Genomic DNA, 19,484 nt, shown 5'->3' with positions numbered 1-19,484 from the left:
GCGAGATCCCCGAAGTGGAGGTCACCCTCCGGCAGGTAGCGGAGCTCGTGTCCGGTAAACAACCCGCGACTGAAGTCGCAGGCTTTATCGTGAAGCGCAGACATGGTTGCCAACATCCGCACCTCCAACATTAGACGTGCTTACGGCCGCCCTTGGCGGAACCATCGTTCCGCCAATCCGGGCAAGGTTCCGACTTGCGTTCAAGTCGCTGTGCGCCCGGAGACCACAGTGAGGACACGCGAAACGATGCTTCGTGCGTCTGCCCAATTGTTTACAAGACGAGCAGGTTTGGCTCGTGTAGGCCGGATCGACGTATTCGACCGCGATGCCGGCCGATTTCGCCTTGTACTCGACAAAGCGTTGGAGCTGCCGGAAGGCCCAGCGATGCAATCTTCCTCGCATGCGCTTGCCAGCCTTGATCCGGTCTCGGATATGCGTCAGGTCCTCCATCATGATCTTGGCAACTCCGGCCTCGAGCGCCTCCCGCACGATGGCCTTGCTCGTCTCGTGGTTCACATGGGTGACGTGCCGCCTCTCCTTGCCGGAGACCTGCCGAAGCTTCTGTTTTGCGCTTCGGCTGCCATTGGACTGGAGACGGCGACGCAGGGCGAGATGGCGGTCGCGACGATCGCACAGACGACCGCCGCCGAATATCCCTCCCAAACTATGTGCCGCGAGATTGTTTTCGCCGACATCCACGCCCATTACCGGGCCGGATGCGATTGGCTCCTTGTCGTCGGATTCGACGACGAGGTTGAAATACCAGTTCCCCTTCCGAAACACCAGTTCCGCCTCCTTCGGCCGGCCGAAGGAGAGGATGCGCCGCTGGTGTTCCCCAAGACGCATCGGAACGATGACGCGTCCGCCCAGGGTGTAAAGCGAGACGGCATTCTTCTTGAGCGCGTAGGTGCGCTTGTCGAAGTGGACGCTGGCGCGCTGGAAGCTGATTGCCGGAACCGGCGTGTCTTTCGGAATCCGCCCGGTTACCTTGAGTGCCTTGTACGCCTTGCAAACCGAAAAGATGGCATTGCAGCACATCTGGCTGCCCAGCGGAGTCGAAGAACGCAGATCCGAATAGGTCCGTTGATGCAATGCCACCCGATTCCAGACCCGATGCTCGCGAACGACGGCGGAAAGCCGCTGGCAGGCGTTCGCAAAGTCGGATTGCAGCGCGGCAAGCGCCGCTCGCTGCTCTGGCGACGCGTCCAACTTGATCGACGCCGTGCGCATCATGGCCTATCGCCTCTTGGTGACGTGTTCGGATCGTTCGATGTAGCGACGGATGGTTTCCGCGCTGACATTGCCGGCGGTGCCGACGTAATAGGATGGAGACCAGAGATGTCCATCCCACAACCGCTCCTTAAGTGCTGGAAACCGTTGAAACAGCAAGCGAGCCGTAACGCCCCTTGAGCACCCTTGACGGCGTCGGCCACGGCAATGGCGGGAGGCATGCTGAGAAACAGATGGATGTGGTCCGGCTGAATCTCCTTGGAGATCATCGGCCAATCTCGTTCCGCGCAAATCGAATCCAGCATCGCTCGCATTTCCTCGGCCACCGGTCCCGTCAACACGTCGATCCGATACTTTGGACACCATACCACATGGTATGCGGTCTGGTAAACACAATTGCGATTGGTGACAACGCGTTGCGTGTCGGAAAGACTACATCACGTGTTGCGTTCCGCGCAACCGCAATTCCTCCCGCGATTCAAATCGCAGGTTTCCTTGCAGGAACTCTATGAAGTTTTAGAAAAGAGCGGCGCCAAGGCGGCTCGGCAAGCTTTCGCCCATGTCCCGCTCGCCCGGGTGGAAGAACTGACCGAAGGGGACGCGATCCTCTTCGGGACGCCCACCCGCTTCGGCAACATGGCGGCGCAGATGCGCAATTTTCTCGACCAGACAGGCGGCCTCTGGGCTAAGGGAGCGCTGGTCGGAAAGGAGGGAAGCGTCTTCACGAGCACGGCAAGCCAGCACGGCGGACAGGAAACCACCATCACCAGCTTCCACTCCACCCTGCTCCATCACGGGATGGTGATCGTGGGCGTGCCTTACACGGCTCCAGGCCTCACCAACATGGGGGAGATCACCGGGGGAACCCCATATGGGGCTTCTACGCTCGCAGGCGTCGACGGCTCCCGGCAGCCTTCGGACAATGAGAAGGAGATCGCTCGTTTCCAGGGCCGCCACGTGGCGGAAATCGCCAAGCGCCTCCAACGCTAAAGCCAAACAGGCTGTTGGGAGAATCCATGCTTACGGTAAGAAAGAGCGAAGTACGGCAGAGAACCGAACTCGATTGGCTCGAGAGCCGGCATACGTTCTCCTTCGACCAGTACTACGAGCCGGCGGCGATGGGCTTTTCGGTTCTGCGGGTCCTCAATGACGACTGCATCGCCGCCGGAGCGGGCTTCCCTACCCATTGCCCATCGCGACATGCAGATCTTCACCTGGGTCCTGTCGGGAGCCCTGGAGCATCGCGACAGCCTTGGCAACGGTTCGATCATCCGGCCCGGGGAGGCTTGAGCGCATGACCGCCGGTCGCGGGGTAACCCATAGTGAATTCAATCCCTCGCCGGAGGAAGCTCTTCATCTCCTTCAAATCTGGCTTCTTCCGGCTCGCCGGGAGCTCGAGCCCGGCTATGAGCAGCGGAAGTTCCCGGAAGCGGAACGCCAGGGACGACTGCGGCTGATCGTTTCGCCCGATGGCGGGGATGGCTCGATCACGATCCATCAGGACGCGCGGATCTATGCCGGCCTGCTTGACGTGGGCTCTTCTTGGGAAGCGGAGATCGGGCCAGCGCGGCGGGTCTGGCTTCAGGTGGCACGTGGGGCCGTGCGAACCAACGGGCATCGGCTGGAAGAGGGCGACGGCGCTGCACTGGTCGAGGAAGGGAGGATCTCGATCGAAGGCGTCGCCCATGCGGAGCTGCTTCTCTTCGATTTACCCTGAAGCATCGGAAACCATTGCCGTTATCGGAATCCACGAATAGGTTTGCGGATGGTCAGCCGATCGCAATTTCCCGACGAGCAGTCTCCCGAAGGCTCCTTCGTCCGCCAGGAAGACGCGTTCCGCGACTGGGTGAGCGCGGACGGCAGTTCCGGATTCCCGGCCGAAGCGGGGCGCTATCATCTCTATGTTTCCTGGGCCTGCCCTTGGGCTCATCGGACGATCCTCGCCCGGAAACTCAAGCGCCTGGAGGGGGTGATCGGGATGACCGTGGTCGACCCGATCCGGGACGAACGGGGTTGGGCTTTCCGGGAGGTTCCCGGGGCTTCCGCCGACCCGGTCAACGGATTCCGGTTCCTGAGCGAGGCGCATACAGCTACCGACCCGGCTTATCGGGGCCGAGTCACGGTCCCGGTGCTCTGGGACATGCGGACTCGACGGATCGTGAGCAACTCAGATGACGACATCCTGCGGATGTTCTCGCTCTGCTTCGGAGCCTGGGCGGATCCCTCGGTCGATCTCTATCCGCATGCCATTCGGAAAGAGATCGACGCTCTCAACGCCTGGCTCTACGAGCGAATCAACGACGGGGTCTACCGCGCGGGCTTCGCCACGAGTCAGAGGGTCTACGAAGAGAAAGTCCGCCTCCTTTTCCAGGCGCTCGACGAGCTCGAGAAGAGGCTCGGGACCACCCGTTACCTCTTCGGCAGGAAGCCGGTCGAAAGCGACTGGAGGCTCTTTGTCACCCTCGTCCGCTTCGACGTGGTCTACCACGGCCACTTCAAGTGCAACCTCCGACGCATCGGCGATTATCCCCACCTCTCGGGCTACCTGCGGGATCTCTATCAGCGGGAAGGGATTGCCGATACCGTCCGCTTCGACCAGATCAAGCGCCACTACTACATGACCCACGATGAGATCAACCCGACCCGCATTGTTCCACTCGGACCCATCCAGGATCTGACCGCTCCCCATGGACGGGAAACTCTCGGCTAGGGATGCGGGCGGGGCGGAAAGGTATCGAGCCGCTGCCTCCGCGCCTGCCAGTCGGGCAGGAAGCGGTCGAGCAGCGCGCGGAATCGGTCGTTGTGCAGGCGGACCAGAAGGTGCGCCATCTCGTGCACCACGACGTATTCGAAGCAGTCCACAGGCTTCTTCGCCAGTTCGCTATTGAGCCGGATTCGTCTCCGGCGGACATGGCAGCTCCCCCAGAGCGTCTTCATCCGCTGCACCGCCACGCCGTCGACGCGGACGCCCATGCGCGGCTCCCAGAGCGCGATCAACGGAAGGGCGGCCTCTCGGACCCGGCTTCGGTACCAGGCGTCGAGAAGGCTGCCTCTTTTTTCCTTCGGCGTCCCCGGGGAAAGATGGAGGAGGATTTCGCCGGCGACCAGCTCCACCTGAGCGCGAGCCCCGTTTTCGATCAGCCGGAGCGGATAGGCATCTCCCCACAGATAGTGGCCTTCGCCTTCGCAGTAGGAAAAAGGGATGGCCAGCGATCTGCCGCGAACTTCCGTCTGCTTCCTGCGGATCCAGTCGAGCTTGGAAGCAGCAAACGCCCGAACGGCTTCTAGCGGCATCCGGTATGGGACCGAGAGGCTCGCGCGTCCGTCCGGCGGATGGATCCGGAGGTGGAGGTTCCTGATCCGCTTGCGCAAGAGCAGCAACTCGATCTCCCCGATCCGGAGCAGCATCCCGGGGCCACATGCCGCATCGCGTCCACCGGAACCCTTCTCCCTCTCCTTGCCTTCCTCGCAAACCATTGGGAACATCCCTCCTTGCCAAGCCCATTTGCCGTCCTGCTCGGGATCGCGCAGGCGCGGCGCGGGCCCAAGTCTGCTTCCTCCCCTTCTCCACGGCAGGCCGGCGGGGAAGAGCGGATCAGCTGCCGCCGATTCGCTTGCAGGCTGCGTAAACAGCGGCTTCGAAGTCGACATAACCCCCGAACGAGATCGGATCGCCAAAGGGTAGCAGTTGAGTCGCCCAGTAGCCGCCCAGCCCGTTCTTGCGATCGATCCAGAAGAAAGTATTGGCAAGTCCGGCCCAACTGAGCGAACCCGCGGGACGGCCGGTCGACAAATCTTGCTCGTGGATCAAAAAGCTCAAGCCCCAGGTTTTCGACGGCCCCGGAAGGAATTCCGCCAGGCGCGGATGGCGGGAAGCCACTCCCGGAAAGGTGCCGACCCTCCTCGCGCCAAGCTGGTTCTCTCCCGCCATCTGGACCGTCTCTGGCCGAAGCAGCCGGCCGTGCTCGCCCATTCCATCGTTGAGCCATAGGCGGATGAGCTTCATGAAGTCGCCCACGGTTCCGTAGAGGCCGTGGCCGCCCATATGGACCTCAGGGTTGGCGGGCAGTTCGCAATTGGTCGGCTGGAGGGATCCGTCGGGCTTTCGCTGGTGGAGGACCGCCAGCCGCGCCCGCATCGGCCCGGTCAGCTCGAAGGCGGTGCTTTCGATCCCGAGTGGCGCAAAGAGTCGCTCGGCGAAGACCTCGCCCAGACGGCGGCCAACGACGCCCTCGATGACCTGACCGCACCAGTCCATGCCCGTGCCATACTCCCATCTCTCTCCAGGCTCGAAGAGGAGCGGGGTCAGCAAGCTCGCCTTGCACCCGGTGGCGCTCGAAGGCTGGCCTCTGGTCCGATGGAGCCGGAAATAGGTCGGGTCAAAAAACTCGTAGCCAAATCCGGCCGTGTGCGTGAGCAGCATCCGCGTGGTGATCTCGCGTTTCGGTGGGCGAAGAATGGGCTCCCCATGGGGGTCAAATCCTTCGATCAGCGGCAATTCCCCAATCTCAGGAGCATACTGCTCGGCGGGAGCATCGAGGTCGAGCAGGCCCTCCTCGACCAGTTGCAAGGCGGCCGTCGCGGTGTACGCCTTCGTGGTCGAATAGAGAGCAAAGACGGTATCCGCCGTCATCTCCGCCTCGCGATCCAGCCGGCGCTTGCCCGCCGTCCCTTCATAGAGGTTGCCCCGGCGGTCGGTAACCATCGCGACGACTCCGGGAACGCCGGGGCTCGCGGTGACCGTCCTCTCGAGGATCGGATCGATCTCGGAGCGGAGATGGAGACTCATTAGCCGCCATTTCTCACAAATTTCGCAGCCGAGGCGCCGCAAATGGGCTTGGATGCGAGGCGCGGCGCAGGTCTTCCCCCGGAGCTGTATGAGGACATACTGCAAGGAGGGAAAACCAAGCCCAACGAAGAGGACAAGCCCATTGGGCAAGCCGCAGAAGAACGCTTGTTTGACATGCAGGCTAAAACTCGAGGCAGATCTTGCCGACATGCTTCCCTGACTCCTGATAGCGGAAGGCACCGGCGATCTCGGCCAGCGGGAAGGAGCGATCGATCCGGGGACGGAGGCCGGTCGCCTCCATCGCGCGCACTAGGTCGATCTGATGCCGCCGGCTTCCGACGACAAGCCCTTGGAGGCGGATCTGCCGCTGCATCAGCAAAGCGGTCCCCACCTCTCCGCTGGTTCCGGTCAGGACGCCGATCAGGGAGATCTGGCCGCCGACCCGGCAGGCCCGAATCGACTGGTCCAGGGTGCCCGGCCCTCCCACCTCGACCACATGATCCACGCCTCGCCCCTCGGTCCAACGCAAGACCTGCCGGGACCAGTGGGGCTCCTGGGGATAGTGGATCGCCTCATCGGCTCCCAAAGAGCGGAGCCTCTCGATCTTAGCGTCCGAGGATGAGGTGGCCATCACGCGCGCTCCCATTGCTTTGGCGATCTGGAGGGCGAAGATCGAAACGCCGCCGGTGCCCAGCACGAGCACCGTGTCGCCGGCCTTGAGCTTGCCGTCGGCCACCAGGGCACGCCAGGCGGTGAGGCCCGCCGTCGTCAGGGTGGCCGCCTCCGCAAAACTCCAGCCGGCGGGGGCGCGGGTAAACCAGGAGGCCGGTGCGACCACCGCCTCCCGCGCGTAGCCGTCGATGCCGTCTCCCGGCACCCGGCCGAAGTCGCTTGCCGTCGGACCGCCTTCCTGCCAACACGGAAAGAAACAGGAGACAACCGAATCGCCCACAGCAACCTCGGATACTCCTTCCCCGATCCCCTCGACGAGCCCCGCTCCATCCGCCATCGGGATCCGTCCCTCTTCCGTCGGCAGCTTACCCGTGGCCACCAGATAGTCGTGAAAGTTGAGCGAGCTGGCACGGAGCCGGACACGGATCTCCCCCGGCCCGGGAGATCCAGGATCTTCTCGGTTCACCAGCCTGAGCTGTTCCAAACCACCGGGGCGTTCCAGAATAATGGCTCTCATCTGCGGGATTCTCTCCCTGCCCATGCACTACTCTTTGGGAGACCGCAAGCCGAATGAGAAGGCCCCGTTCCTCCTGCCGCCAGGCTCCGGGGAGAGACTTTCTCTGGTGCTGCCGAATTCCTTACGCATCGCGCTCTCTTTGCGCTAATGTTGGCCAGGGTCGGGGGCGCAGCCTTGACCAAACGAGCCTTCGTGTTAATCTGCGCTGAGGATCTGCACTCTGGGGAGGGATGGCTCAGATTTCGACGCAACATAATCCCCTTCCCAAACCGGCGCTTCGGCCAAGCTTCGGAGGAGGAAGACGAGGTTTTGTTCCGCTCGCCCTCGTCGTCCTGACCGGCGGCGCTTACACGGCGGTCCACTTCTTCCGGGATTTAGCCGGTACGCATCCCCTCGCCTTTCTGCCCTTCCTCCTGTTGGCGGTAGCCCTCTTGACCGCCTTGTCCTTCGAGTTCGTGAACGGCTTTCACGACACGGCCAATGCCGTGGCGACGGTCATCTACACACGCACCCTCCACCCCGATGCCGCCGTCCTCTGGTCGGGTTTTTGGAACTTCCTCGGAGTGCTCGCCTCTTCCGGTCTGGTCGCTTTCAACATCATCGCGCTGCTGCCGCCCGATCTCGTCCTCCATGTCAGCAGCCAAGCGGGATTCGCGATGATCTTTTCCCTCTTGTTTTCGGCGATCCTTTGGAATCTCGGAACCTGGTACCTGGGGCTCCCCGCTTCAAGCTCGCATACGCTGATCGGCTCGGTGATCGGCGTCGGCTTAGCCAGCCGGCTTTTTTCGGGCCGAGGGGACTTTTCCGGGATCGACTGGTCCCAGGCGATCAACGTGGGGAAAGCGCTCCTCTTCTCGCCGCTGATCGGCTTCGTCCTCGCCTGCCTTCTTTTCCTGGTGACCAAGGCTCTTGTCCGCGATCCCCGGCTCTATCGCCCGCCGGCTGGTGAATCCCCCCCCCCACTCTGGATTCGCTCTCTGCTCCTCTTGACCTGCACGGGGGTGAGCTTCGCCCATGGATCCAACGACGGCCAAAAGGGGATGGGGCTGATCATGCTCATCCTGATCGGAGTCGTGCCGACCGTCTACGCGCTCAACCATGCGATCCCGGAACGGGAGACCCGTGAGATGCTTGCCGAGACCAACGCCTGCGTCCGCGTCCTGGATCGCTACGCCCCTCCCGAAGCGCTTTCCGAGGGCGATCCCAGCGCGAGGGCAACAGCCTTTGTCCAGAACCGGAGGCTTCAGCCGGATACCGTTCCGGCAATCCGTCAGCTCCTCGAGGAGGTCGCCGTTCAGCTCCGCTCCTGCAAATCATTGGCGGAGGTCCCGGCCGTCCAGGTCGCCAACATCCGGAATAAACTCTTCGTCTTGAATCAGTCGCTGCGTACGCTCACCCGATCACCCCAGATCGCCATGAGCGGAAGCGACCGGGAAGCGCTGACCATCTACCGCCACCAGATGGATCGCGCGATCCAGTTCATCCCCTTGTGGGTCAAGGTCGCCGTCGCGCTTGCTCTCGGCTTGGGTACGATGGTCGGCTGGAAACGGATCGTCGTGACGGTCGGGGAAAAGATCGGAAAGGAGCATCTGACCTACGCACAGGGCGCGGCGGCCGAGCTCACCGCGATGACCACGATCGGCTTCGCCGACTTGTTCGGCCTCCCGGTCAGCACGACTCACGTGCTCTCCTCGGGAGTGGCCGGCACGATGACCGCCAACGGCGCCGGTCTTCAGTGGACAACCGTCCGGAACTTGGCCGCGGCCTGGGTTCTCACGCTGCCCGCCTCGATCCTGCTCTCCGGCCTGCTCTTCACCCTCTTCCGCTGGTGGAGTTGACCTCGAGGGAAATCCTCCTGGATGGGGAAGATCCCCCTCGGGTCACTTGCTTATGTTTCTTGAGAAAAAGCAGGCTTACAGGCCCAGGTTTTTTTCCGCGCTTTTCAAGGAGTTCTTCTCCTTCTTCCCCTTGTGGTGGAGATTCTTCTTGGCCTTTTTCTCGTCCTTCTTGAGGCCCTTTTCCGTTTTCTTCTCTTCCTGCTTGCCTTCGTTCTCTAGCTTCTTTTCCTCTTTCTGGGCTCCGTTCTCTACTTTCTTTTCTTCCTTGTTTACCTCCCCTCCGGCCTGCTGCTCCAGCCCGGAGACCGAGGGGACTCCCTGAGCGAGCAGACGTCCGGAGATTCCGCAACCGAGGCCCAGCAGGGCGCTACAGACCACAAACCGCGACAGAACTTTCGTTTTCATTCTCCTCCTACAGAGCCGTCCGGAAAGGCTTCGTTTCGGGTTCCCTCACCCAAGGGCCCCGATCTTCGCGATCTCCGGCGCGGGAGACGCGCTTCCGCAAAACGGCTTTCCCTTCGTATGACCTCCGGTCCAATCGTTGTCAAACCCCATCCCGGAGGCGACGCGGGCGCGATTTTTCTTTTCCCGCGCTGGTACTTCGGGTAGGTCCCGACGCGAATGCGGCGCAGCCCACTGCGTTTCACTCTTCTTCTGGTCCTCGCTCTGTCTACCGCCAAGGCACGCCCGGCCCCTCCCCCGCCCGCGCTTGCCGCAGCCACCCAGGGAAGCCAAGAGCTTGCGACGAAGCATCTTATCCTTCAGGAGATTCGCCGCCTGGCGGCTCGCCGCATCGGATACGGCGCCCGCTGGCTCCCGGAAGGAAGCTCCCGCCCTTGGGTGATGGATTGCTCCAATACGATCCGCTACCTCTTTCTGCGCTTGGCGGGGGAAGATCTCGGGCGGACGGCCTCCGACCAGTTCTGCCGCTTGCGGGAAAAGGGGCTTCTCTGGTCGATTCCGTCCGATCCCCACGGCCGACCGGATCCCCTCTACCTTCGGACCCATCTTCGCCCCGGTGACCTCCTCTTTTGGGAAAATACCTATCGCCCGGAACGCGACCCTCCGATCACTCACGTGATGGTCTTCCTCGAAAGAACAACCCGTGGCCGCTGGCTCATGGTCGGTTCGGAGCCCAATCGAGGCTTTTACAACCCTCGAGGAAGCGGCCCGGATGTACGCTTCTTCGACCCGTTTCGCTCGATGGGAGGATACCATCGAGGCTTTGCCTATGTGCCGGCCAGGCTCGTTGCTCATGGTCGCCTCCTTGGAGAGAGCCGGCCGCGCTGATCGATCGTCCTGTTGCTTCCGCCCCTGCTTTCTTGACGGGCGCAAGGGAAAGCGCTTTTCTTGTTTTCTAGCTTTTCGCCGTGACCGGTCTTCCTTCTAGGATCGGCCAGGCGAAACAGGCCGGCGTGGCGGAATGGCAGACGCGCCAGACTCAAAATCTGGTCTCGGCAACGGGGTGTGGGTTCGAGTCCCTCCGCCGGTACCCCTGGAAGCAGTAAAATTTTCCCTGGAAGCCTTTCTCTTTTCTGGAACCCACCGGAAGCAGGTTCGCGCACCGAAAAGCAGCATCGAGCAAGATTAAGTGGGTTTATCGAGGGTTACGTGGGCTTATGTGGGAGTGCCACTCTATTTCATAGCGCTTTGTACTCTGGTCATCGCAATAGATTGCTTCGTCAGCTCCGAAGTTGCGCGCCGTTACTCGTCCTTGCGGCGATCAGCGCATGACAACTCCATGAAGCCGACGATTCCCAAAGATGCATCTTGATGGGAAATCGAGGAGTTCCCGGCCGTGATGTCCAAGCAGACGCTCGCCGAACTCCTCGGCGTCTCGATCACGACGATGACCGACTGGACGACGAAAGGGTTACTCAAGACTTGCCGGCCGACGCTGCGCGTGACGCGCTTCCTCTGGAAGGACGTGATCGCGTTTCTCGAACAATGGACGGTTTAGGAGGCGGCGGTAAGCGGCGCGCCCGTCGTGGCGCACTGTGGCGGCACTACCGCGTAGAAGCCGCGCCGGGGCCGCCACGACCGACAGCTTCCATCCGCACCCCCCCCTTCGCCCATCCGGCAGACCGAGACGCTCCTGCCGATACCCGCCCCTACGGTGAACAGCACGGCTGGAAAGCGCTCGATCACCGCCGGGGAGGAACTTTCACCCCTGTGGAGTAGAAGTATGTCCGCCGACAAAAGACCTCCTCGGTTCATGGGCTCCGGACGATCGCCGCATACTGCGAAGTAGTTTAAACGTAATGAACCCATATTGGATCGAACACTTGGTTTCCTGGATCGTAGGCACCTACATCGGACTGCTGCATTCGGTCATCGGCTGCTTCCGCGATCCCGTATCCTTCACGAACATCCTCGTCGACCTAGCCGCCGAGCTGGCGCTCGTGCTGCTGGCCGGATTCGCGGGGATCTCATACCTCGCGCATACGGTCATCCGGGCCGTTCACAAGGCTCACGAGCTTGCGCTGGAGGTGCGCAACGAGGCGGTGTGGACCTGGAACCGGGTCTCCGGACGGGAGGCGAAGAGGGAGATGGATAAAATCCCCAAGGGGGAAGGACGAAAGGAATGGGAGACTCTTGACGATTTCCTAAAGCAATTCGCCGGGCGGCCGTCCGGGATGTGCTCCTCGTCCAAGTCCAATTCGCGGAATTAGCTGGCGTGGAGCCATGACGGCTTGCCGGACGAATAATCGGGCGAGAATTCGGGCATCTCGGGTTTCCGCAATCCCGGCTCAAGATCGAAGCAGCCAAGATCCTCCGGAGGAAGCCGATGGACCGAGAGTTGCTTCCCACGCCTTGAATAACCCCCAAGCGGGTTATTCACAACTGGCCCGGCTAGAGCCGACCGCTTTGTGGAAGCGGTCTCGCCGGTCCCAGTTGACAGCGTGCAAATCACTCTCTTTACTGTTAGACAACAAAGCGGAAAATCGACCCGCACACAAAAAAGCGGACACTACCCAAACCGCCGTTGCCCCTTGCGGACAAACCGAGGCTCGAAGTCCCCGGCTCGATCACGCGGCACCTCGATCTCCAGATGCCCATCCTCGCTCACCAAGGTCTTTCTGCTGGTCCCATTCCGATGGTTCTCCCGCCTCCGGCCCGCTTCGCCCTTGGGCGCCTGGCCCTTCTCGTAACCCAGATAGTGGGTCATCTCCGCTCCCAGCACCCGCTCGTAGAGCCGCTTGGTCAGCTGCTCCATGATCCCCCCAGGACCGACCAGATCTTCCGGCTTCTGGTAGTCCTTCATCAGCTCTTCAATGATCGCCGCACTGATCCCAGGCTTCTTGCCTCCTCGGTCCTGCGCTTCCTGCTCGTTGTTCGTGGTCACTTCCCTTTCCATTTTCATCTCCTTCTACTTCGGTTGTGACCCACACACAAATTTTCGGATAGGCTCACATGGAATCATCACCACTACTCGTCCAGCACCGAATCTGGCAACTCACTCCTGTCTTCAACAGAGGGCTTCTGGGGAGCCCGCTCCTCTATCCTCGAAGACCCTGACGGCAACCCGACGGCATCCTTGAGCCCAGTCGATCCATCCCTCAGGAACCCGCCCCTTCCCGCGCCCGGCTCCGCCACGGGGATGCCGCAAACCGGGCCCTTTCCGGCCACTTAGCGGCCCGATTCGGATGTATCCTTGGGCAGGAAGAAGCAGTGCTCCCCGATGAGCCCGAGGATTTCGTTCCACGCCTGCTCTTCCCTCTCCTTTGCCGGATCGAACTTCTCCGCAGCCTCGAAGAGACTTTCCGCAAGCTCCTTGGCGTCCTGCTTTCCCTTGTAGCCGACCTCCCGATTCCGCTCGAGAATCCGATCCCAAGCGGAACGGACTGCCTTCCAAAAGGGGCCGGTCTTTTGGAGGTAGCGACCAGCGGCCGGAAAGTCGGCTCCGCTTCCCTTTCTGTAGGAAATGACCCCGATCTCCCGGGCTAATACCGATTCCTCGCGTTCTCCCCGGCACACCTTGTCGTTCTCCTCTTCCAGGATCCACCCGTCTCCGAAGGCGATCTGATGCATTACCGACCGCAGGAGGTCGTAATCCCTTCTTCGGGTGATCTCGCGCCGAGGAAGCGGACGCCGCAAGGGATGAGAGACCCATTCCGAAACCCCTCCTTCATGGCGCCACCGTCCGTAGCCCGCATACCGGGGCGCGTCATCAACATTCCAGACCGTCTGCGTCCAGTTCCCTTCGACCTTCTTGGGGTCCAAATCGAAGGAACGCCATCTCCCCTTGCCGGCATATTCCCAGAATGAACTCCTCTGGTAGTCCCAATCCTGCCGCCAATGCTTGGTTACCTCTCCCTTGGCGCCCACCAGCAGGTGCTGGAGGGCGATGTGCCCACCCGTATCCTCGAGGAGGACCACTGCTTCGAATCCTCGGATCTTGTACGGAGGACGGAGAAGATAGCCGGGCTTCCAGGACAGGATCTCCTCGAACCGGTAGACGACCCGCCACTCTCCGACCATCGACAGGATGGCCTGGCGATCCGCAGCAAACGACGTTTTTTCGGAAGAGGAGGCCAAGGGATGGGGCGGCTCCGCGGAGCCTAGGCCAGGAACGAGAACTCCGAGGAGAAGGAGCAAGCTCGGCACCGAAAGAGGATGCATCACCTCCCAAGGATACGTTCCCACGCAAGTCGACGCTAAAAATGGGCAATGTGTCGTTAGCAGCCGCAACGCCCGGCACGCTACTCTTCCTCTCGTTCATCTTCTCCTCGCCCTTTCTCCTTTCGGCCATCGGAGCGACCGCCGTGGGCCTCTACCCCAACTGGCAGCCGGCGCGCCCACCCTCCGAATGGGATTCCTCTGGTTCGGGATCGGGGCCCTGCTGATCCTCGGCTAGATCGTCCTTTCGTGTTGCAGCTTCCGAAGGAAGGTGCGGAACCAGGCCGAGGGATATCGAGGCTAACACCGGTCGAAGAGAGCGGCTTGGGTCTCCTCCAGATGGAGCCGCATCGCCTGTTCGGCGGCGGGAGCGTCGCGGCGGCGGAGCGCTTCTAGGATCGCTTCGTGGGAACGGCAGTAGCGCTTCCGCTGCTCCGGACTGAAGCTCTCCTTCTTGAGATCGAGCCACGAGTTCTGGTAACGGATCAGCGAGAGGAGCCGGTGGATCCCGAGCAGGAGCTCGTTGCGGGTCGCGGCGAAGATCCGTTCATGGAACCGCGCATCCCACTCCTCGAAGCAGGTGGCTTCGCCGTTCTCGCAGCCGAGTCGGTGGGCTTCCGCGATCGCGTCGATCTCGGCACGGCTCCCCTGCGAGGCGGCCAGCGCGGCCGCCTGCGGCTCGAGCATCCACCGGACCTCCATCAGGTCGGCCGGGGAAACACCCGTCACGTCGCGGAGGAGTTGCTCGATCGGGCTCGGCTCGCGATTGAGCAAGATCCCTCGGCCGACCCGACGGGAGATCCTCCCCTCCCGGGCGAGCGCCCCGAGCGCCTTGCGCACCGTGTTGCGCGCGGCGCCGTAGTGGGCAGCGAGCTCGCGTTCGGAAGGAAGTCGGCCGCCCGACGCCCACTCTCCGGAAGCCAGCCGTTCCCGCAGAGAGCGCTCGATCTCGACCGCGATGCGTTTGGCCATGACCGTTTTTTTAATTTGAACCAATACTATACCATTTGCGGAAGTACAACCTATTTCACCATCGTTTGCATTCCCTCTGGTTCATGATAATGTGAACAATAGAATCATTTCCATGCTCCGGCAACCGTCGCACGGAAAGAAGACGCTCGCGGCACCAGGCCGGGTCGCGCAGGCGAGCGGGGAATGGCCGACGAGGGATGAATACCGAACAGACGCAGGAACTCCTCTCCGAGGAGATCTTGCAAAAGGATACGCTCTTCTTCGAATACAGCCAGGCGGCCGATCCGATCGGCTCCGGAACGATGCCGAAAGTTCCGCTGAAGCAGTTTCTTCCCGAAGCCTATCTCTTCGGAAAGACCGTTCTGGCTTCGTTGGACCTTTCCGGCGAGCTCGGGGTTCTCTATCCTGCGACCAGCCCGAGCCTGCTAGCCGGGTTCGTTGAGATTCGTGCGGCAGAGTCGCTGGCGACCGCCCCTAATGCCACAAGCCAGCTCTTCTACGTGATCGACGGCTCGGGCTTCACCGACACCGACCGGGGAAGCATCCACTGGAGGAAGGGAGACATCCTCGTGCTTCCGGGCGCTCCGGCGGTCCACCGGGCGGAAAAGGATGCCCGCTTCTACGTGGTCGATGATAGCCCGCTTCTGGCCTACTTGGGCGTGACGCGGCTGGAGAGCCGGTTCGGTCCCCTCCTCTTCCGCGGGGAATCAATCCGCGAGGCGCTGGCCAAGGCACAGGCCGACCCGGAAGCGGCCCGGCGAAGCCGGGTGAGCGTCCTCCTGGCCAACCGGCAGTTCCCGCAAACCGTAACCGTGACGCACTGCTTGTGGGCCATGTTCGGGATCATCCTTCCGGGGACACGGCAGAAGCCCCACCGCCACCAGTCGGTAGCACTCGACTTCGTGGTCGAGGGGAGGCCGGGGGTCTACACCCGAGTGGGCCGGGAGCTCCAAGCCGACGGATCGATCCGGGAGCCGGCTCGCATCAACTGGCTCAGCAGCTCCGCCTTCGTGACCCCCCCGGGCTATTGGCATGAGCATGTGAACGAGTCGGACGGGTCCGCCTATATCCTACCCATCCAGGACGCGGGACTCCACACCTACCTCCGGACGCTCGACATCCGGTTTACGTAGAGCCCGGAGCGGATGCCCCTGAGGCAAAAACCGACCGAAAGCGAGCCGAACGTCTGAGCCAGACCGGCTCGACCTGCTCCTGATCGATTCGAAGATCCTCCCGTACGGCACCTGAAAAAGGAATCCCGCAACTACAGGAGCGCGGGGGCTGCCCACCCGAGCTGGAAGAGACGATCCAGGCCTTGCAGGAAACCGTGGAAGAGGTGAATCGCTGCTATCGGGTCCTCGCGGACCAAGGTCTCGATTCCCTGGACTGACGGATCGCCGCCGGGAAAGCGGAGATCCCCTACCGAGTGATCTTCTTCGATGAATTCGCCGACTGGCTGCTCGGGGCTCGGCAGACCAAAAGGGCGGTTCGAGCAGATCATCGCCCACACGACACAGAAGGGGCGGGCCGCTGGCATCCATCTCACTCCGGCGACGCACGAACCGGAAAGGAAGTTGGTCAGAGGCCTAGCCGCCAGTCTGCCCGTCCACGTCTGCCTCCGGCTCTCGCACGCGATCGACCCCCCGGATCGTGCAGGGAGAGAGCGGTGCGAAGAGGTTGTTCGGGAAAGGCGATCTCTTGTGCAACCCTAGGCGCGGGAGGCGTCCTCGTCCGGACGCAGGCTCCCTTTTTGGGAACGCCACACCTCCCACTGCTTAAGAAAACCTCCCTCCTTCGGTAGGCTGCGATTCACCCTGGGCATCGGGTGTGCCGATCCGGGTTGTGAAGCCGCCTCCACGCGTCTCCTCCCAGCGGGCGCGGGAATCCGCTGGACGGCTCCATGCGCATCACTCTCCCCGACCTGGAACGTCAGTCCGAGTTGGCGTGCAGCCTCCTTCATCGCCTTGAGCGCTAGGTCGTCGGCCAATGGCGGGTTGTTGTCGCCAGCGCTCATGAGGGTCGATAATCCGCCGCCGACCACTTTACAGCCAATGCAAGGAATAACGCCTCGGCGGATTCTGGCGCAAGCGCTAACAAGTCAAGTGACCGATGCGGAGACAAATGAGGTCACCGTGAAGTGCTCCCTAAAAATCCGACCAGTGGTTAAGCTAAGAAAAGGAAGCCACTGGAATGATAGAGAAGACAAGCAAGCGGACGCGTCGCCGGCACAGCGCGGAGTTCAAGGCCAAGGTGGTCGTCGCGGCGCTGCGCGAGGACAAAACGATCAACCAATTGAGCACGGAATTTGGGGTGCATCCGGTCGTGGTCGGGCACTGGAAAAAGCAAGCGCTGCTGGCTTTGCCCGGATTCTTTGGCCGGCGGCTGGAACGCGAGACCCAAGCCGTCGAGTCGCGGGAGCGGGAGCTCTTCGAGCAGATTGGACGGCTGGAGGTGGAAAACCGCTGGCTTAAAAAAAAGTTCGGCCCTCTCACTTGAGGCTCGTCGCGCCATGATTGACAGTCGAGGGAAGCTATCCGTGCGCCGCCAATGCGAGTTGCTCGGGCTGGACCGCAGCGGGCTTTACTACCAGCCGGTGGGTCCGGATGCCGAGGAGATCGCGTTGTGTCATCGCCTGGACGAGCTTTACACGGCGCATCCGTTCTACGGAGTGCGGCGGATGACCGAGGCGCTGCGGCGCGAAGGCTCCACCGTGAATCCCAAGCGGGTGCGGCGTTTGTTGCGGCAGATGGGGTTGCTGGCGGTCTATCCGAAGCCGCGATTGAGCCTGTCGGCATTCGGGCAAAGCGTCTTTCCGTATTTGCTGCGCGGTCTGACGATTGAGCGACCGCATCAGGTCTGGGCTATTGACATAACGTATGTGCGGCTGCGTGGCGGCTTTGCGTTCCTGGTGGCTCTGCTCGAATGGTTCAGCCGCTACGTGCTGGCTTGGGAACTGGCACCGAGCCTGGAGACGCTGCATTGCTTGCGCGTCCTGGAGGCGGCATTGGCCCGAGCGGGCTGCTCGGCGCAGATCGTCAACAGCGATCAGGGGAGTCAGTTCACCAGTTCCGAGTGGACCAGTGCCGTGCAAGCGACGGGGATGGCGGTCAGTCATGATGGGCGTGGACGAGCCTTGGACAATGTAATGGTCGAGCGGCTCTGGCGGACGGTGAAGTATGAGGATATTTACCTCCGGGACTACGGCAACCTGCCCGAGGCCCGGGCGGGCCTGGACGACTACTTCCGGTTCTACAACAGGGAGCGGCTGCATCAGGGGCTTGATTACCGGACGCCCTTAGAGGTATTGGAAGAAACCCCAAGAACGAACCGGGAGGGGACTGGCAACGGCTCGTTGCTTCCAGCCCCTCTCGATTCAAAATAGGGAAGGAAGAGACGCTCAAAAATTAGTCTAAAAACCGCTTCCATTGGTCGGACGTACTGGGAGCACCTCAACCGCTTGGGCATCGGGGATGGCGGGTTTAGTCAATATAGGTCCTGCTTGCTCGGCTCCCCTGCTTCCCGGGTCTTTTCCCAGAGGCTTCGACCGCTGGGGCTGACGCCAGCGGCCGCTACGGCTGCTTCTGGCTGGAGCAAGAGTTGCCGGCCGGGCTGACTTCCTCTCCACTGGGCGATGTGCCCTTGGTCACGGCTCACATGGACGTCAGCTTAGCTCGCGCGGCGACCGCGGAGACTTCCGCGGGGGCGTTTGGGTGCTGTCTTTCGTGACCAGTGTTCTGCCAGATGGGCGACTTGTTCACCGAGCCAGTCGGCATCAATGACGTTGGGATCGAAGTCCTCGGGAACCAATTCTTTGAACTCGGCATGGCACTCGTGGCCGGGATCGCTCAGGGCTGCGAGGAACTCGGCATAACCCCAAGGACCACCGACATCTTCGGGTGGACATCGTCCGGCGGCTTTAGTCAGGCGCGGATAGGCGATGCCCGGCACAGGATCGATTAAGCGCTCGATCTTGATCGAGTGCTCCCAGCCGTCGCCAAAGTCATAGAGATATTTCAGGGTGTTTGTGCCCACGTCCTCGAGTACGTCCACGAGGCGGGCTTTGCGGGCATCGCGCACGACACCGCCAAAATCGGGATTCGGAACTCCCCACCCGATATCTTTCGCGCGAATCTCATAGAGGTGCGAGTCGGTCCAGCCCATCGCCACTTGAATCACAAGATGCAGGCGATCGAGCTGGATAGAGAGCGGCACTTCGAGACGACGGGTGACACGAGGCTTGACGTCATCGAGCGCGATCTTGAGGACGGCAATGGCGGCAGGGTTCATGCTGCAGTTCTGGTACTGTCTGCTTTTTTGTGTGTTGTGTGCGGGTCGATTTTCCGCTTTGTTGTCTAACAGTAAAGAGAGTTGTTCTCGCGCCGTCAACTCGGACCGGCGAGACCGCTTCCCCAAAGCGGTCGGCTCTAGCCGGGCCAATTGTGAATAACCCGCTTAGGAGTTTCAGAGGTCCAGCACATCCTTGGTGCCATCGCTCCGGATTCCCCAAGCCGGATAGGCGAGTGGCGCGGGCATTGTAGCCCCGCGCTCTCTCAGAACCGGACGTGAACCTCTCGATTCATCCGGCTCCCATCATCCAGCCATAAATAGTTTGGCTTCAGTCATGCGAGTCCTCCCCTTGCGGGTTGCCCACACTTTGAAGCCGGATGACGACGCCCCTTCGGTCCAGTCCCATTACAAGACCTTCAACCCTCTTACGGGCGTCTCCGCCCCCGTGTCCCGCATCGATACTCTGACCCTTATGGCGGCTGGCCACTTGGGCTTCTCTCTTGGCATCGGGACGACAGGTTCCTGCGTTCCTTATCAGAGCCAGACTCATGCTCACGCC

20 protein-coding genes, 1 tRNA gene and 5 pseudogenes are annotated in these 19,484 nt (G+C 61.8%); 12 read left to right on the top strand and 14 right to left on the bottom strand.

The window, feature by feature from the left end; translation table 11 throughout:
• Window positions 1-84 precede the first annotated feature (84 nt).
• From A37A_RS0108725 to A37A_RS22020, 3 genes and pseudogenes are all read right to left on the bottom strand, one after another.
• Window positions 85-1,233, bottom strand: a complete 1,149-nt coding sequence (locus tag A37A_RS0108725) for an RNA-guided endonuclease TnpB family protein (protein WP_018291135.1) — start codon at window positions 1,231-1,233, stop codon at window positions 85-87.
• 3 nt (window positions 1,234-1,236) lie between these two features.
• The gene (locus tag A37A_RS21780) at window positions 1,237-1,389 is read right to left on the bottom strand and encodes a transposase (RefSeq protein ID WP_255324891.1); all 153 of its coding nucleotides are present in this window, start codon (window positions 1,387-1,389) and stop codon (window positions 1,237-1,239) included.
• A 77-nt stretch (window positions 1,390-1,466) separates the two neighbouring features.
• A pseudogene (locus A37A_RS22020) lies at window positions 1,467-1,601 on the bottom strand (transposase); the annotation flags it as partial.
• Between the two features lie 124 nt (window positions 1,602-1,725).
• Between A37A_RS22020 and wrbA the strand changes: the two are divergent.
• The 3 genes and pseudogenes from wrbA (at window position 1,726) to A37A_RS0108710 (ending at window position 3,940) form a co-directional block, all read left to right on the top strand.
• Entirely contained in the window at window positions 1,726-2,220 is a 495-nt protein-coding gene (wrbA, locus tag A37A_RS0108720) for an NAD(P)H:quinone oxidoreductase (protein WP_231363832.1), read from the top strand.
• A gap of 26 nt (window positions 2,221-2,246) precedes the next feature.
• Window positions 2,247-2,947, top strand: a pseudogene (locus tag A37A_RS22145) (pirin family protein).
• 48 nt (window positions 2,948-2,995) lie between these two features.
• Complete coding sequence (locus A37A_RS0108710) at window positions 2,996-3,940, top strand: glutathione S-transferase family protein (protein ID WP_018291132.1); 945 nt, start codon at window positions 2,996-2,998, stop codon at window positions 3,938-3,940.
• Here A37A_RS0108710 and A37A_RS0108705 read toward each other — a convergent pair.
• From A37A_RS0108705 to A37A_RS0108695, 3 genes are all read right to left on the bottom strand, one after another.
• Window positions 3,937-4,716 carry a M48 family metallopeptidase gene (locus tag A37A_RS0108705; protein WP_196799555.1) on the bottom strand — a complete coding sequence of 260 codons (780 nt, stop codon included), beginning with the start codon at window positions 4,714-4,716 and terminating at the stop codon, window positions 3,937-3,939. The genes A37A_RS0108710 and A37A_RS0108705 overlap by 4 nt on opposite strands.
• A gap of 109 nt (window positions 4,717-4,825) precedes the next feature.
• Window positions 4,826-6,019 (bottom strand): serine hydrolase, encoded by a 1,194-nt coding sequence (locus A37A_RS0108700; RefSeq protein WP_026195744.1) that lies wholly within the window; start codon window positions 6,017-6,019, stop codon window positions 4,826-4,828.
• Window positions 6,020-6,200: 181 nt separating this feature from the next.
• Complete coding sequence (locus A37A_RS0108695; RefSeq protein WP_026195743.1) at window positions 6,201-7,208, bottom strand: NAD(P)-dependent alcohol dehydrogenase; 1,008 nt, start codon at window positions 7,206-7,208, stop codon at window positions 6,201-6,203.
• 230 nt (window positions 7,209-7,438) lie between these two features.
• Between A37A_RS0108695 and A37A_RS0108690 the strand changes: the two genes are divergently transcribed.
• Window positions 7,439-9,046 carry an inorganic phosphate transporter gene (locus A37A_RS0108690; RefSeq protein ID WP_018291127.1) on the top strand — a complete coding sequence of 536 codons (1,608 nt, stop codon included), beginning with the start codon at window positions 7,439-7,441 and terminating at the stop codon, window positions 9,044-9,046.
• Between the two features lie 75 nt (window positions 9,047-9,121).
• On the opposite strand, the gene A37A_RS0108685 is transcribed toward A37A_RS0108690, so the two are convergent.
• A complete protein-coding gene (locus tag A37A_RS0108685; protein WP_018291126.1) occupies window positions 9,122-9,451 on the bottom strand; it encodes a hypothetical protein in 330 nt (109 codons plus the stop codon).
• Between the two features lie 216 nt (window positions 9,452-9,667).
• On the opposite strand from A37A_RS0108685, the gene A37A_RS18325 reads away from it, so the two are divergent.
• The 4 genes from A37A_RS18325 (at window position 9,668) to A37A_RS0108660 (ending at window position 11,718) form a co-directional block, all read left to right on the top strand.
• The gene (locus tag A37A_RS18325; RefSeq protein ID WP_018291124.1) at window positions 9,668-10,336 is read left to right on the top strand and encodes an NlpC/P60 family protein; all 669 of its coding nucleotides are present in this window, start codon (window positions 9,668-9,670) and stop codon (window positions 10,334-10,336) included.
• A gap of 119 nt (window positions 10,337-10,455) precedes the next feature.
• Window positions 10,456-10,538 (top strand) — tRNA-Leu (locus tag A37A_RS0108670).
• 309 nt (window positions 10,539-10,847) lie between these two features.
• A complete protein-coding gene (locus A37A_RS20080) occupies window positions 10,848-11,006 on the top strand; it encodes a helix-turn-helix domain-containing protein (protein ID WP_018291123.1) in 159 nt (52 codons plus the stop codon).
• Between the two features lie 301 nt (window positions 11,007-11,307).
• Window positions 11,308-11,718, top strand: coding sequence for a hypothetical protein (locus A37A_RS0108660; RefSeq protein ID WP_018291122.1), 411 nt, complete (start codon window positions 11,308-11,310; stop codon window positions 11,716-11,718).
• Window positions 11,719-12,023: 305 nt separating this feature from the next.
• Here the strand turns inward: A37A_RS0108660 and A37A_RS16615 are convergent.
• The 3 genes and pseudogenes from A37A_RS16615 to A37A_RS16610 form a co-directional block, all read right to left on the bottom strand.
• Window positions 12,024-12,410, bottom strand: a pseudogene (locus tag A37A_RS16615) (transposase); the annotation flags it as partial.
• A gap of 266 nt (window positions 12,411-12,676) precedes the next feature.
• Window positions 12,677-13,669 carry a DUF6607 family protein gene (locus tag A37A_RS0108645; protein WP_020494205.1) on the bottom strand — a complete coding sequence of 331 codons (993 nt, stop codon included), beginning with the start codon at window positions 13,667-13,669 and terminating at the stop codon, window positions 12,677-12,679.
• A gap of 297 nt (window positions 13,670-13,966) precedes the next feature.
• Entirely contained in the window at window positions 13,967-14,638 is a 672-nt protein-coding gene (locus tag A37A_RS16610) for a FadR/GntR family transcriptional regulator (protein ID WP_018291118.1), read from the bottom strand.
• 197 nt (window positions 14,639-14,835) lie between these two features.
• Between A37A_RS16610 and A37A_RS0108630 the strand changes: the two genes are divergently transcribed.
• The gene (locus A37A_RS0108630) at window positions 14,836-15,771 is read left to right on the top strand and encodes a hypothetical protein (RefSeq protein ID WP_018291117.1); all 936 of its coding nucleotides are present in this window, start codon (window positions 14,836-14,838) and stop codon (window positions 15,769-15,771) included.
• Between the two features lie 131 nt (window positions 15,772-15,902).
• Here the strand turns inward: A37A_RS0108630 and A37A_RS20605 are convergent, their stop codons facing one another.
• Both A37A_RS20605 and A37A_RS0108620 read right to left on the bottom strand, forming a co-directional pair.
• On the bottom strand, window positions 15,903-16,175 hold the full coding sequence (locus A37A_RS20605) for a hypothetical protein (RefSeq protein WP_018291116.1): 273 nt from the start codon (window positions 16,173-16,175) through the stop codon (window positions 15,903-15,905).
• A gap of 171 nt (window positions 16,176-16,346) precedes the next feature.
• Entirely contained in the window at window positions 16,347-16,652 is a 306-nt protein-coding gene (locus A37A_RS0108620; protein ID WP_018291115.1) for a hypothetical protein, read from the bottom strand.
• Window positions 16,653-16,828: 176 nt separating this feature from the next.
• Here A37A_RS0108620 and A37A_RS0108615 point away from each other — a divergent pair, with 176 nt between their 5' ends.
• Together A37A_RS0108615 and A37A_RS0108610 are read left to right on the top strand one after the other, a co-directional pair.
• Window positions 16,829-17,134: a transposase gene (locus tag A37A_RS0108615; protein ID WP_018291114.1), complete on the top strand. Its 306-nt coding sequence runs from the start codon at window positions 16,829-16,831 to the stop codon at window positions 17,132-17,134.
• Between the two features lie 31 nt (window positions 17,135-17,165).
• Window positions 17,166-18,020: pseudogene (locus A37A_RS0108610) on the top strand (IS3 family transposase); the annotation flags it as partial.
• A 101-nt stretch (window positions 18,021-18,121) separates the two neighbouring features.
• On the opposite strand, the gene A37A_RS20065 reads toward A37A_RS0108610, so the two are convergent.
• Entirely contained in the window at window positions 18,122-18,292 is a 171-nt protein-coding gene (locus tag A37A_RS20065; protein ID WP_155996535.1) for a hypothetical protein, read from the bottom strand.
• Between the two features lie 12 nt (window positions 18,293-18,304).
• Complete coding sequence (locus A37A_RS0108605) at window positions 18,305-18,925, bottom strand: plasmid pRiA4b ORF-3 family protein (RefSeq protein ID WP_018291112.1); 621 nt, start codon at window positions 18,923-18,925, stop codon at window positions 18,305-18,307.
• 334 nt (window positions 18,926-19,259) lie between these two features.
• On the opposite strand from A37A_RS0108605, the pseudogene A37A_RS21380 reads away from it, so the two are divergent.
• Window positions 19,260-19,484 (top strand): annotated as a pseudogene (locus A37A_RS21380) (hypothetical protein); the annotation flags it as partial.

This window comes from Verrucomicrobium sp. 3C (genome assembly GCF_000379365.1).
GTDB lineage: Bacteria > Verrucomicrobiota > Verrucomicrobiia > Methylacidiphilales > Methylacidiphilaceae > Methylacidimicrobium.
Note: the sequence above shows the minus strand (reverse complement) of the source record. Positions and strands in the feature narration are given on the sequence as shown.